Annotated in this window: 14 protein-coding genes and 2 pseudogenes; 3 read left to right on the forward strand and 13 right to left on the reverse strand. The window is 56.4% G+C overall.

Annotation, left to right across the window (positions count from 1 at the left end):
* Positions 1–29: 29 nt before the first annotated feature.
* Positions 30–1,508: an ABC transporter substrate-binding protein gene (locus tag DHN60_RS20045; RefSeq protein ID WP_108839095.1), complete on the reverse strand. Its 1,479-nt coding sequence runs from the start codon at positions 1,506–1,508 to the stop codon at positions 30–32.
* Between the two features lie 127 nt (positions 1,509–1,635).
* Between DHN60_RS20045 and DHN60_RS20050 the strand changes: the two genes are divergently transcribed.
* Positions 1,636–2,886, forward strand: coding sequence for an Hsp70 family protein (locus tag DHN60_RS20050; protein ID WP_108839096.1), 1,251 nt, complete (start codon positions 1,636–1,638; stop codon positions 2,884–2,886).
* Between the two features lies 1 nt (position 2,887).
* Here DHN60_RS20050 and DHN60_RS20055 read toward each other — a convergent pair whose 3' ends face one another.
* The 9 genes and pseudogenes from DHN60_RS20055 to DHN60_RS20090 form a co-directional block, all read right to left on the reverse strand.
* Positions 2,888–4,159: an acetylornithine deacetylase/succinyl-diaminopimelate desuccinylase family protein gene (locus tag DHN60_RS20055; protein ID WP_108839097.1), complete on the reverse strand. Its 1,272-nt coding sequence runs from the start codon at positions 4,157–4,159 to the stop codon at positions 2,888–2,890.
* A 96-nt stretch (positions 4,160–4,255) separates the two neighbouring features.
* Positions 4,256–5,131, reverse strand: a complete 876-nt coding sequence (locus tag DHN60_RS20060) for an MBL fold metallo-hydrolase (protein WP_108839098.1) — start codon at positions 5,129–5,131, stop codon at positions 4,256–4,258.
* 269 nt (positions 5,132–5,400) lie between these two features.
* Complete coding sequence (gene glpK, locus DHN60_RS20065) at positions 5,401–6,873, reverse strand: glycerol kinase GlpK (RefSeq protein WP_108839128.1); 1,473 nt, start codon at positions 6,871–6,873, stop codon at positions 5,401–5,403.
* 83 nt (positions 6,874–6,956) lie between these two features.
* Positions 6,957–7,586 (reverse strand): LysE family translocator, encoded by a 630-nt coding sequence (locus tag DHN60_RS20070; RefSeq protein ID WP_108839099.1) that lies wholly within the window; start codon positions 7,584–7,586, stop codon positions 6,957–6,959.
* Positions 7,583–8,125: an isopentenyl-diphosphate delta-isomerase gene (idi, locus tag DHN60_RS20075; RefSeq protein ID WP_108839100.1), complete on the reverse strand. Its 543-nt coding sequence runs from the start codon at positions 8,123–8,125 to the stop codon at positions 7,583–7,585. The genes DHN60_RS20070 and idi overlap by 4 nt, the downstream gene beginning before the upstream one ends.
* Positions 8,122–8,474 (reverse strand): annotated as a pseudogene (locus DHN60_RS22725) (geranylgeranyl diphosphate reductase); the annotation flags it as partial. The pseudogene DHN60_RS22725 and the gene idi, both read right to left, overlap by 4 nt.
* Positions 8,475–8,720: 246 nt before the next feature.
* Positions 8,721–9,947, reverse strand: coding sequence for a transcriptional regulator PpsR (ppsR, locus tag DHN60_RS20085; protein ID WP_255415594.1), 1,227 nt, complete (start codon positions 9,945–9,947; stop codon positions 8,721–8,723).
* A gap of 12 nt (positions 9,948–9,959) precedes the next feature.
* Positions 9,960–10,139, reverse strand: coding sequence for a hypothetical protein (locus DHN60_RS22730; RefSeq protein WP_234423723.1), 180 nt, complete (start codon positions 10,137–10,139; stop codon positions 9,960–9,962).
* A complete protein-coding gene (locus DHN60_RS20090) occupies positions 10,136–10,405 on the reverse strand; it encodes a hypothetical protein (RefSeq protein WP_108839101.1) in 270 nt (89 codons plus the stop codon). The genes DHN60_RS22730 and DHN60_RS20090 overlap by 4 nt, the downstream gene beginning before the upstream one ends.
* A 365-nt stretch (positions 10,406–10,770) precedes the next feature.
* Here DHN60_RS20090 and DHN60_RS20095 point away from each other — a divergent pair, with 365 nt between their 5' ends.
* Positions 10,771–11,217 (forward strand): cytochrome c family protein, encoded by a 447-nt coding sequence (locus DHN60_RS20095; RefSeq protein ID WP_108839102.1) that lies wholly within the window; start codon positions 10,771–10,773, stop codon positions 11,215–11,217.
* Positions 11,218–11,359: 142 nt separating this feature from the next.
* Positions 11,360–11,470, forward strand: a pseudogene (locus DHN60_RS22735) (IS6 family transposase); the annotation flags it as partial.
* Between the two features lie 51 nt (positions 11,471–11,521).
* Here DHN60_RS22735 and DHN60_RS22865 read toward each other — a convergent pair.
* From DHN60_RS22865 to DHN60_RS20110, 3 genes are read right to left on the reverse strand one after another with little or no spacing between them, the layout of a single operon-like run.
* The gene (locus DHN60_RS22865) at positions 11,522–11,656 is read right to left on the reverse strand and encodes a hypothetical protein (RefSeq protein WP_255415593.1); all 135 of its coding nucleotides are present in this window, start codon (positions 11,654–11,656) and stop codon (positions 11,522–11,524) included.
* A gap of 10 nt (positions 11,657–11,666) precedes the next feature.
* The gene (locus tag DHN60_RS20105; protein ID WP_108839103.1) at positions 11,667–12,461 is read right to left on the reverse strand and encodes an adenylate/guanylate cyclase domain-containing protein; all 795 of its coding nucleotides are present in this window, start codon (positions 12,459–12,461) and stop codon (positions 11,667–11,669) included.
* Positions 12,454–13,464 carry a hypothetical protein gene (locus tag DHN60_RS20110; protein WP_234423724.1) on the reverse strand — a complete coding sequence of 337 codons (1,011 nt, stop codon included), beginning with the start codon at positions 13,462–13,464 and terminating at the stop codon, positions 12,454–12,456. Before DHN60_RS20110 ends, DHN60_RS20105 begins: the two co-directional genes overlap by 8 nt.
* Positions 13,465–13,486: the final 22 nt, after the last annotated feature.

Genomic DNA, 13,486 nt, shown 5'->3' on the forward strand with positions numbered 1-13,486 from the left:
GGCGCACCGGACGGTGCGCCCCACACTCCTCACTCAGCCCAGCTTACGCCTGTGAGGTCCGTGGCTTGGGTCGGGGCATTGGTCCACAAACCCTGAACATCTGCTTTTGCGACGGACAATTGCGCCAACTGAAACAGGTAACCATTTACCGCATCGCCCGCGATGATCTGCTGGGCTTCGGCCATCAGACTGTTGCGCGCCTCCGGGTCCGTGGTCGCGTTCAGGGTGCTCATCAGCTCTTGGAACGCAGGATTGTCATATTGAAAGTAGTAGTCAGGATTGGCGTAGATACCGATGTCCATCGGTTCGGTATGGCTGACGATGGTCAGGCCAAAGTTCTTGCCTCGGAACACAGTCTCGAGCCACTGGGCCCATTCTACATTGATGATTTCTGCTGTGATGCCAACCTCGGCCAGTTGAGCGGCGATAATCTCGCCCCCACGCCGGGCATAAGATGGGGGTGGCAAATGCAGCGTGGTTTCAAATCCATCTGGCATACCCGCCTCGGCCAAAAGTGCACGTGCCTTGTCCGGATCAAAAGCGGACTCACCGGTGAGATCCACATAGGCGGGATTGTGAGGCGCGAAATGCGTTCCAATCGGTGTGCCGTAACCAAACATGGCACCGTCAATGATCGCCTGACGGTCAATGGCGTGCGCCAATGCCTGACGCACACGCACATCATCAAAAGGGGCCTGTTTGTTGTTGGTCGACAGGATCGTTTCCCCCTCGGTCGAACCAATTAGAACCTGAAAGCGGGGATCAGCGTCAAATTGAGGCAGGTTTTCAGGTGCAGGGAAGCCAGTGAAAACGTCCACGTCTTCGGCCATCATGGCCGCAAAGGCCGCCGTGGGGTCAGAGATAAATTTGAACGTCGCTTCGGTCAGCGCGGGCTGTTCGCCCCAATAATCGCCGTACTGGCTGATCTCGATGCTGTCACCTTGTGTCCAGCTGTCAAACTTGAACGGGCCGGTGCCGATGGGTTGTTGTTTGATGTTTTCAATCGACTCCGGGGCGACAATGACGGCATCCCCCCAAGCGAGGTTGAACAGCATGTTGCCGTTAGGCTCGGATAGAGTGACGCGCACAGTCGAGGGGTCAACAACCTCAACACCGCTGATTGCGGCATAAAGCGCCTTTTGGGCATTCGCGCTCTCTTCGTCGAGGATACGATCAAGGGTGAACTTCACATCCTCTGCGTCCATTGTGGTGCCATCGTGAAACGTCACGCCCTCGCGCAGCGAAAAGGTGTAGGTCAACCCATTGTCCGAGATTTCCCAGCTTTCGGCCAGTCCCGGCACAACCGATCCGTCGCCCATGAACCGGGTCAGTCCCTCAAACACGTTGGAGTAAAGGACCGAATCGATCGCCCCAGCGGCTGCAGATGTTGGATCAAGATGCGGGGGCTCGAGCTGCATGGCGACGGTGATGTCGGTTTTGGCGTTGGCCATGCCAGCCAATAGCACAGCACTTGCCGCAGCGATGAACAGGGGGCGAATATGAGTCATAGGTGTCTCCCTCAGATGACAGTTGGGAAAAGGCTAGCCAAATCTGCGCAACTTTGCCAGCGCACAACCCTTGGCACGCCCGTAACGCTGCGATAGGCGGGCAGCTTTCAGCGCAAGGGGCAGGGTCATGGCAGTTTTGGGTGTGGATTTCGGCACGTCGAATTCGGCGGTCGGGATATGTGTGGATGGGGCCGCTCAGTTGATCCCAATTGAGAGCGGTGCAACCACTCTGCCGACGGCCGTTTTTTTGGATTTCGAAGCGCGGCGCGCAATCTACGGAAGCCCGGCAAACGCAGCTTTGATCGCGGGGGACGAGGGGCGTTATATGCGCGCGCTCAAATCCTTGCTTGGGACATCGCTGATGCGAGAGCGGCGCACCTTTCTCAATGAATCCGTCGACTTCATCACCATCGTCGGCCGCTTTTTGGCCGAACTGAAGTCCCGTGCAGAGCGTGCAACCAACCTCGAATTCGATACTGCGCTGTCAGGGCGCCCCGTCCTGTTTCATTCGGCCGATCCAAAACGAAATGCACAGGCGCTGGTGGATTTAACCGACTGCTATCATGCCGCCGGGTTCAAAGATGTGACCTTCATGCCCGAACCAGAGGCCGCCGCTCTGGCCAACCGGTCCGTTCTGCACCCGGGCGACCTTGGCCTGGTTGTGGACATTGGTGGGGGTACATCGGATTTTACCCTGTTCCGCCAAGGTCCTGACAGCGGCATTGATATTCTGGCCAGCCACGGTGTGCGGCTGGGGGGCACCGATTTTGACCGCGCGCTTAACTTGGCTTTTGTGATGCCTGAACTGGGCATGGGATCGGCCATTCGCCACGCATTCGGGGATCAGACTCATGTCGCACCAAACGCAATCTTCCACGAACTTGCCACGTGGCAGAAGATTCCGTTCCTCTATACCCATGAGACACGCCGGGCAGCACGCGAGTTGACCCAATATGCCGTCGATCCCGCACCTCTGAACCGGCTTGTGCAGGTACTTGAGCAGGAGGTCGGCCACGACATCGCCTTTGCCGTCGAGACTGCAAAAATCGCCGCCAATATGCAGACATCAGCCCTACCGGATATTGACCTCAATATGATTGAAAAGGGCCTGTGCGCGCCTCTCTATCCTGTGGCGATGACTGCAACCCTTGCACAGATGGCAGAGCGTGTTGGCGAGGCCGCATCGGACACCATGACCCAAGCAGGCGTCGATCCTGATGCCGTGGATCGCCTGATATTTGTTGGCGGATCAAGCCTTATGCAGGTGATTGAGGCCGCCTTGACGCGTCGGTTTGCGCGCGCTCAGGTGCATCAGGGTGCCGCCCTAACGGCGATTGTGGAGGGGCTCGCATTGGCCACGGGTCAATCAGACAGATAGCCTAGGTCGGCAACAACAGTTTTTGCAGCGCCGCCGCCATCACTTTGGCGCTGTCTAGCATATCCGTGATCCCAATCCATTCGTCAGGTTTGTGCGCCAGTTCCAATTCGCCCGGGCCATAGGCGATGCAATTGCGCAATTGCCCGATGCGGTCGATGTGTTTTTGGTCGTACGAACCAGGCGAGGCCACGTAGGTCGGCTCGACCCCGAGCACATCTTGAATAGCTGCGTCTATGGTCTCAACAACAGGAGCCGATTTGTCAGTCATGGATGGCAAGACGACGTTCAACTCTCGCATATCATAGTCGAACTTGTCCCGCGACGCTTTGAGCCCTTCTAGAAGAGCCACGACTTCTCCCCGCACGTCTTCAACGTTTTCCTCAACCAGAAACCGACGGTCGATCACGATGCGGCAGCTGTCCGGCACACAATGGGCGGGCAAACCGTCGTAGTCATCACTTGGCTCAGCCTGTCCGCCATGGATCGAATTGATATTCATTGTGGATTGGCGCGCACCGTCTGGCACCACTGGCATTTCCGTGCGGCGGGCGGCCATGGCGGGGAACAGCTCCGCCTCGAATGTCTCAAGTACCGCCCCCATGTGCCGCACAGCACAATCGCCCAAGAAAGGCATGGATCCGTGCGCGATTTCGCCCTTTGTCTCAATCTCGGCCCACCAACCACCACGATGGCCCAGACAAATTCGGTCTTTGTTCAGCGGTTCGGGGATAATCACATGTTGTACGCGGGATGGCGCGAAAAAGCCCTGTTCAGCAAGGTACGCCACGCCGCCATAGCCACCAGATTCTTCATCTGCCGTGGCGCTGATCTCGATCGCGCCGGAAAACTCTGGGTGTTCTTCGATGAACGCCTCAGCCGCGATGATGGAGGCAGCAAGACCCCCTTTCATGTCGCACGCGCCCCGCCCGTAGATTTTGTCGCCTTCAATCTCGGCACCAAACGGATCGCGTGTCCAACCTTGACCAACTTCGACTACGTCGTGGTGGCTGTTGAAATGCACACAATCGCCTGCGTTTGTCCCAGCGCGCCGCGCCACGAGATTCCAACGGGGATAGGTGTCGCTGTCACCCGGTGTACCAGTGGCGCGGATCATCTGGGTTTCAAACCCATGCGCTTTCAGCCGCGAATCCACCAGCGCACAAACATCGTGATAGTGTCGCCCGGGTGGGTTTAACGTGGGGATGCGGATCAACGCTTGGGTCAGCGCGATCAGGTCATCTCGTTTGTCATCAATGCGAGTGAACAGTGTCATGACCTGAGTGTTGAGTGATCAAGCCTCATTGGCAAGGGCATGCTTGGTCCCGTCTGACCGTTCGCGGCAAATTCTTCGAGATTATCGAAGAACGACCTAAAGTTTGCCCAAAGGCACCTTCAAGGCCATGTCACCCTCGGTGTCACGCGGGATTTCGCCAGCCCGCATGTTGACCTGTAGCGCCGGGATGATCAACGAAGGCATAGCGAGTTGCGCGTCCCGCTCTGTGCGGAACTTGATGAAATCCTCGCGCGTTTTGCCGCCACCGACATGGATGTTCTTTTCCCGCTCTTCAGCTACGGTTGTTTCCCACGCAATCGCCCGCCCACCAGGGCCGTAATCATGGCAGATAAACAAACGCATCTCATCTGGCAGCGCCAGCACACGCATGATGCTGTCATACAACTCGCCCGCATCACCACCGGGAAAATCCGCGCGGGCCGAGCCGCCATCCGGCATGAACAGTGTGTCCCCGACAAAAGCTGCATCGCCCATCACATGCACCATGCAGGCAGGTGTATGCCCGGGCGTGTGCATCGCAAAACATGTCATTGCCCCGACCGCATACGTGTCATTGTCCTCAAACAGCGCATCAAATTGCGAACCATCGCGCTGAAACTCCGTGCCCTCGTTAAACACTTTGCCAAAGGTATCTTGGACTTCGGTAATCTTGGCCCCGATGCCAATTTTGCCGCCCAGTGCCTCCTGAATGTAGGGCGCGCCTGAAAGGTGATCAGCGTGGACATGCGTTTCAATGATCCAGTCGAGCCTGAGCTTGTTTGCTTTGATATGTGCGATAATGGCATCGGCGCCATCAAAGTTGAGCTGTCCCGCTGCATAATCGATGTCCATCACTGCATCGATCACGGCGCATCCGGGTCCGTCTGGTTCCCGCACTACATATGAGATGGTGTTGGACCGTTTGTCGAAGAACGGTGTAACCGTCGGCGTTTTTGTCATGTCAGGTGTCATGTTTGGCTCCCTGTTTTTGCACGCTGTGCCCCGCTTTCGTTTGGGGTTCGTCGGTGCAAGATCGGCATTCCGTGCCCGATTGTGGCAGGGCGTAACTGGCGGGACAAGTCTTTATGCTTTGTTGCCCGGTTGGCTTACATTGGATGCAATAACACGCTGGCATACCCGCGCATGAGATTGAGCGCAGGCGAACTTGAACAGCGCCAAAAACTCACATAACCAAAATCATAAGTCGCATAAGCCCGACTTATACCCCAATTGGAGCGAGCCTACACGGCTTGGGTTGCGGCCACTGCGCGCTGCCAACGGGCATAGGATTCTTCCCGCTCCGCCTCTGCCAAGGCAGGTTCAAACCGGGCCTCGCGGGCCCAAGTGGCCGCGAACCCTGCTGCATCCGGATAAACACCCGCACGCATACCAGCCAGCCACGCCGCGCCAAGGGCTGTGGTTTCCAGACCTTGTGGCCGATCCACCGGTGCACCCAGCATATCCGACAGGAACTGCATCGCCCAGTTGTTCGCACTCAAACCCCCATCGACACGCAAAACAGCGGCGTCCCCATCCGGCCAATCGGCGCGCATCGCTTCCCACAAATCCCGCGTTTGGAAACCAATGCTTTCCAATGCAGCACGCGCCATATCAGCCGGCCCTGTGTCCCGGGTCAGCCCGTAGACCGCGCCCCGACAGTCAGGGTTCCAATATGGCGCGCCAAGACCTGTAAAGGCAGGCACCAGTGTGACATCGCCTCGGCCTTGCTCGGCCAGCCCTTGGGTTTCTGATGCAGACCCAATGATGCCAAGCCCGTCCCGCAGCCATTGGACGACCGCACCTGCAATAAAGATTGACCCTTCCAGCGCATAGGTCGGCGTACCGTCCAGTTGATAGGCAACCGTGGTCAGCAAACGGTTGTTGGACGTCACAGGAGCAGACCCTGTGTTGAGCAACGCAAAGCACCCCGTGCCATAGGTCGATTTCAACATACCCGGTTCAAAGCAAGCCTGCCCGATGGTCGCCGCCTGTTGATCGCCGGCCACGCCATAAATGGGCGTTTCACCGCCAAGGATATCAGTTATTCCAAAATCAGAGGCACAATCGCGGACCTCAGGCAGCATCTGCATGGGGATATCCAGCATAGTGCACATCTCAGCGCTCCACGCGCCTTTGTGAATGTCATAAAGCATTGTGCGGGCGGCATTTGTCGCGTCCGTGACGTGCGCACGACCCCCAGTCATATGCCAGATCAAAAAGCTGTCGACGGTCCCAAACAGCAGTTTGCCAGCCGCAGCCTTCTCCCTTGATCCGGCGTTTTGATCCAGGATCCATTTGACTTTGGTCGCCGAAAAATAGGGATCTAACAGCAACCCAGTGATCGCAGTCACTTGATCGCCGTATCCCTGACCACGCAGGGTTTCGCACATCTGTGCGGTGCGGCGGTCCTGCCATACGATAGCGTTGTGCAAAGGTTCACCGGTTTCAGCGTCCCAGATCACCGTCGTTTCGCGTTGGTTGGTGATGCCGATGGCGGCAATGTCAGACGGGCCAAGCCCGGTCGTTTCCATCACCTCTTTGCACGTGGATTGCACGGTGGCCCACAGGTCGCTTGGGTCGTGTTCCACCCACCCGCTGGCGGGGAAGTGCTGGGGAAACTCCTGCTGCGCACTGGCCACTGGCGTCATATCCGGCCCAAAAACAATGGCCCGAGACGATGTTGTGCCCTGATCGATTGCCAGAATATGAGTCATGTCCGTCAGTCCTTGGTTCAGTTGCGCCGTGCAAAGATCTGAACAGGTGTAGGGCATGCAACGGGCTGCATCAATCGCCAGAGTTACCGTTCCGGCGCGATATCCTTGAAGCCCAAAAGGACTGCCGCGCCAATCATGAGCCCTCCGCTGATCCGATTAATAACCGTCAGCGACATGTTCTTGAGGCGGGCAGCGACGCGCTCTCCGGCCCACCCCCACAGCACAAGCGTCACCCCGTCCACAACAAGATAGGTAACTCCGAGGATCACCAACTGCGGTAAAATGGCGGCGGTAGGGTCGATGAACTGCGGAAAGAGGGCCGCAAAAAAGACCACGGCATATGGGTTCGTCATCGACGTGACAAAACCCATACGGAACAGTCCAGACCGGCGCGGTTCCGGTATCGCCTGTTCTGACTCCAGCCCCCCGCGCGACATCATAAGCTGCACCCCAATCCATACCAGGTACGCAACTCCGATCCACTTGATCCATCCAAACGCTTGGGCCGACGTCGCGATGATCGCGGCCAGACCAAAAGCGGCTGCCGTCATCTGCAAAACATTGGCGCTCAGGTCCCCGCAGATGACCCAAAGGCTACGCCGCAACCCATGTTTCATCGCATTCGACACGATCAGCAATTGGCTTGTATCCGGCGGCGTCGCAAAAAAGACCGCGACGGCGGCCAGATAGAGCAGATAGGTTTCTGCGCTCACACGCGCGCTGCCTGCGCTAGATCAGCGCCAAAGATCGTGTTCGCATGATCCGCAAGGTAAATGCGCAGCCATGGCGTAAATCGGTCTGGCTTACGACGCACCAAGGCGATCAAATCGTAGTAATCCATCCACTCAACCGCCATGACCTCTTCGGGGTTGGGGGCAACCACCAAACTGTCCGTGGCGCGGCCAAGATAGACATCGACCACCTCGTGTTCGATCAAGCCATTTCCAACATCAGCGCGGTATTCCAAATGGTGACGATGTTCGAGTGGCAGGCCCGTGATCCCAAGCTCTTCCTCAAGGCGACGCACGGCACACACAGATGGCGCCTCATCCCAGTCGGGATGGGTACAGCACGTGTTCGCCCAAAGGCCCGGCGTGTGATACTTGCCCATCGCGCGCTGCTGCATCAGCACTTCGGTCCCGCGCACGATAAACACTGACACCGCCTTGTGACGCAGACCGCGCTTGTGCGCGTCCAGTTTTTCAACCGGGGTCAGTGTGCCATCGACCCATGCAGGGATCATAATGCTCATACGTGGTTTACCTTCACGAGGCCGGTCAGGTGGGCCATGTTCTTAATACCGGTTTTCGGGTGGGCCATGGGACGGGCGCGCACCAGTTTCTTGTTCATACACGCTTAAAAGGTCAGGCGTTGCACGTTGACATCATGACACAGGGATACAAAGCGTTCGCGCCACATTAAGCAGTTATAGTACACGTTTTGCGGCGAGGCGAGAACCCGGAACACCATCTTGTGTTCGCGCATGAACAGCTTGCGGGCCGGTTTCAAGCCTCTCACGAGACCGGAAGCCAATGTCGCCGCACGGGCCCGCCCCCAACCATTGCTTAGCAGACGCCGTTGCCCCAAGAGGGAGCGACGACGACAGCTCTTTTTCGGGATCACGTCCCGACCGCACTGGGCAGCAAAATAGGGTGCGATGGGCCGGCAAGTGCAGCCCCGGATGAATTCGAACGGCACACAAGCCCAGATCGGCGGGACCCTCGCGATGGCTTTGATTGAATGTGGGACTGCCGTAGGCTCGAGCAGGCTGCGCCAAGTCAGGGAGAGGTCGTCAATGGCCGGTATATTGAGTTGGCTTAGATATCAGGGCTGCATGACGCGAATGCTCAACCGTCCTTGTCAAGAAGACCGAATTTGCGAAGCTTTACGTAAAGTGACTGGCGGGACAGGCCTAGCATCTTGGCAGCGGCCAATCGATTATTTCGCGTGAGGTTCACGGCCGTCTCAATACACATCTTTTCAACGACATCCGTGGTTTGGCCTACTATCTCCTTGAGCGAGGTTGATCCAACCAAATCCATCACATTGCGACCCGGCTCAGGTAGGTTATTCGACGGGCCTTCGACTTCGCGAACAGTCTCCAGACGACTGACATCACGCAGGATCAGCGCAATGGCTGGGTTTTCAGGATCTTCCAGATGCGCAGCCGAAACTTCGACAGGGACGCGCGCGCCAAAATTATTGATCAGTCGGGTGGCATAAGCGCGTATCTGTCCGGTCTTGGCCACATTGCCCAGCAGCACGCCCATATCGACCTGTCCACGCGACATGAACTCCGCAAGAGAGGCACCCACAACATCACTCAGATGTGCTGCGCCGACCAGATCAAGAAACGCGTCATTCACGGACAGCACACTACCTTGCATGCTAAGGAAAACGATTGAATCTGTCGTCGACCGGAAAAGCGCCGAAGCATGTTGTGCGGACGTATCAGGCTTTACAGACTTTAAGTCACTGCCGAGCAACCGACACATCAAAACCCGCTGACCGCCGGCCCGAAACACGGCCGGGTGAATCTCTAGCATTTGGCGGGTGCGAGTAGCGCGCACTGAAATCGAACCGGGCTCCTCGGAAAGGACCACATTCATCAGGCTTTCAATCAGTTCCGCACCAGAGCGGTCCGAGAACAGGCTGGCAAAGGTCGCACCTGGCAGCGTCTCGGCTTTCAAACCCAACAGGACCGCAGCATGATTGTTTGCGTCCTCAATAAGCCCCGTCTGAACAGAAACAAACACAACAGCATCATCCACGTTGCCCATGACTGCGTGGTAACGGATTTCAATTTCGCGTTGCGCCTCATATCCCTGTTCAAGGGCAATCTGCGCACGCACAAGCTGCTGCTGGGCCTCTACCGTTGGGCGTAAATCGCGACCCAAAAGCAGTACAGCATTTTCTGGGCCAAACCGGTGGACCGTATAACGAACCAGGTATTGGCAAGTCGCATTTTCCCGATGGGTTAGTTCGAGAGACTTCTTGGGCAATGTCCCGGACAAGTATGCGCCATGTGCCGCCTGAAACTTTTCGATGCTTTCCTCAGTCAGGAAATCAACGATTGCACGCCCTTCCTAATGGTCCAGCTTGCCAAAGCTGTCATCCTGAGTGTTGACGAGCACAGACAAGACCGTGCCTTCAGCGGATACCACAAGTGCTATGTCGGACGCTGCCGCGATTATGCTGCTGATGAACTGAGGCTCGAACAATGGCACCGCGCCGCTTGACCAGAAATTACCGTCGCCCGTTTTCATGGCAGGCCCAACAGCCTTTGACGCTTAGCACAAAACCCGACTACGTCGGCTTCTAGTTTTGCTGCGAGCTCACCGTCTGTTTGCCACCTTATCTCGTTCGATGTTCTTGGCAAGAACACGTCGGTGGCAATCACTGGGGCAGGGTTTGACGCCTCTGCCAACAACGGCTGGAAGTGCAGGGAAATCACCTGACCGATCAATGGCTCAATCCCGGCGTGGCCCTCTTGGAAAGCTGCGTTCATGCCAAATGTATCGTCTTGTGCCATGAATGACGTCGATCCGTTCAAACGTAGTGAACAACTCTGGCGCGTCAGAGACGCGTGTACGCCGAGGAAGCGTGTGCTTTGACACTCACGATGTCAACTCTGTTGGACAGTTTGTGGCGCCTGAGCTCGTGAAGTTCTGCCCATTGGCACGAATTTCTGCATAAAACGGCTGTTCTGAGCACTGCTAGCGGGGTTGCGGATGCATGTATGATCGGCGTTGCCGCTACTCCAGAATGTAATATTTAGTCGACACTTTTCCACACAAGCCAAAAGCTTCGAGGAGTTGAATTCAAGTCAAAGTTACTGTTGACTTGATCCTCAAGCCGCTAGGTTCATCGCCATAGGCATAAGTGAAGGAGATTCCTATGTTCCGTACGCTAACAATTCTGGCCGTGTCTACGTTGGCCCTGCCAGCATTCGCAGATGGTCACGCGGCATCTGGTGATGTTGCTGCTGGCGAAAAGGCATTTCGCCAATGCGTTTCTTGCCACGTTGTCCAGAACGAGGATGGGGATATCCTTGCCGGTAAGAGAGCCAAAACGGGCCCGAACCTTTATGGCATCGTCGGAAACAATTTTGGCACAGTGGACGGGTTCCGCTATTCCGACATCAACCAATTGGCCGGGACCATGACAGACATCGTTGTAACCGAAGAGGTGTTTGCAGCCTACGTGCAAGACCCAACCGCGTATTTGCGCGAAGCCACCGGTGACAAGGGTCGCAGCAAAATGACCTACAAGGTGCGCAAGCAAGAGGACGCGATCAACCTGTATGCTTATCTGGCATCTTTGTCGCCCGAACCGACGAATTAATACCGGCGCTTTGAAGGGCACTGTCAGAAGAAACCGGCTTGAGCCGGGCAGACTCGAAGCTTCTCTAGATGACAAAACGATCCCCCTCTCGGTACTTTGCCACCGGCCCGGAGATCATCCGGCTGGTGGTGAAGCTGTCGAGAGGTTTCCATTGTCGCTTAGAAACGCCGAAGATCTTCTGTACGAACGCGGCATCGACGCTGGCCACGAAACGGTGCGGTTTTGGTGGAACCGCTTTGGCTTGATGTTCGCCGCCGTCCATTCCTAGGTCCACAACCACTTCAACTAGGAACGACATCTTCAATCACGAGACAACTTCGTGATCAGCCCAAGTGCTGCTCTTGCCGAGTGCCGCCAGTTTTGTTCCAGACAGGTTCACGTATTCCGCAGTAAGCTGAGACAGGGTCGAATTGGTCTGGCGACACCGCCAGATCGTCACTGATGGAGGGTCAGGTTAGGCGCACGGCGCGGGACGCGCTTTCGATACCCTTCATCTCAATTTCTACCACGTCATCTTCCGGCAAAGCCCCCTCAGCATCGTAATAGGTCGACGGGCTAATCAGCGCTTCGCGCGCTTTGGCGTGTGCTGCCAAACGTGCAACGAAATTGACATCCTGCCCAAAAATACTGACGCCTTGCATGTTGCCGCCCGCTGCGGTGACCGTGCAAATGTAGACGGGGCCGGTGTGAACACCCACGCCGATCGCGAGGGCTTCTTCACTGCCTTCAACCTTAAGGGACTGCTTCAGGATCCCGCGGGCCGCCGAAATACCCTTAGCGGCGTGATCCTGGCCCGTGAATCCCGGCGGGAAAACGGCAACTACGGAATCTCCCTGAAACTCCAGAATGAAGCCTTTGTTTTCAGCTATAACCGCACTTGTGATTTCGCGCATCTTGTTCACGGTTTTGGCGTATTCCTTCGGAGAGATGCGCCCCGACAAATCGACTGATCCACGAATATCAAGGATCAGTACGGTCATCTCCACTTCGGCCCCACCCGGGAAAGCCTGAAGGAACCCGTCACATTTGTTGCAGTAATGTGGGTTGCGATCAGATGGCATCAGACCAGTTAGGCGGACCATAAACCCACCGAACCCGGCAAATGGCGCATAGCAAAGTTTGCATCGTGGATCGTTGGGCCACCGGATAAAGCGGCGTTGTTTTTTGACAAGTACAGGGTGGCCTTCGCCGAAAACCTGTTTCCAGAGCTCTTCGTGCCCGGTCTCAATGTCGGCATCAGTCATCGTTAGTTTCGTCCTTCACATTTGTCGTCAGGCGCTGTTCGGCCCAGTATTCTTTGGGTGCCGGGGCCATGAACAGGGTCAGTTCCGGGTTTTCGTTTTTTGGGTCAGACGGATCTGGCACAGGCATGACTGCAGGGCTGGTCGAAACCTGCGGCCCGAACACAAAGGTATGGCCGGCTTTGACTTCGTAGGGCTGGCCGATGCCGCGATAGAGTACCTCAAATTTCTTGTTGTAGTGGAACGGGCGGGTCGACGGGATCTCGACCTTGCGCTTTTTGCCGGGCACGCGGAGGCGGATCGAGGGTACACTGACGGTTATACCGGCGCGCAGCAGGGATGGGTTCACCCAGTCCGGAGCGTATTTCAGCGACATAATGTGATCATAGTCCGGCCCATAGGCTGGGGCGTTATACTTGTCACTGGTTCTATGCGCGGTCTGCCAGTGCGTCATGTGCGCCTCAGACCCTTCACCCCAGATAATGTAGTTGGCGTATTCCGGTAGCAGTTCCTGGTGATTGAACGGGCGGAAAAGCACGACGCGCTTCACGATGACTTTGAACATTTCGTCCATCACCGGCTTCATGATATCCGCCGACCAAGGGAAAAAGTGCATGCTCTCTTCTTCCTCGGGCTTGAGTAAATCAAGAGGGAACAGGCCCACGAAAAAATTTGCATCGAAGTTGCGGCATGTCCCACCGCCCAGGTCCGGCACCATAAGAGGGTCACCGATGTCGTTGCACAGAATGATCGGCATCTCAGGCCAGGTCTTTCGGATTTCCTGGTAGCGGGTTTTCACATGATCCGGCAAGTCGAGTTCCAGGATCATCTGATACTTGTGTTCTTCATGGTGATACTGGGTCATATGGACGCCATAGACCGTTTCGTAGCCGACAAGTATGAGCGCATGCTGGTGAGGCATGTTTGTGACATACTTGGGCTTGTTCATGTTCAGACTGGACTTTTTATAGTACTCAGTGGCCTTGGGGTCGTGTTTGCTTTCCAATGTTCTTTCCTCCTGAAGCCCC

The sequence above is a fragment of the Tateyamaria sp. Alg231-49 genome (genome assembly GCF_900143535.1).
Taxonomy (GTDB): Bacteria; Pseudomonadota; Alphaproteobacteria; order Rhodobacterales; family Rhodobacteraceae; genus Tateyamaria.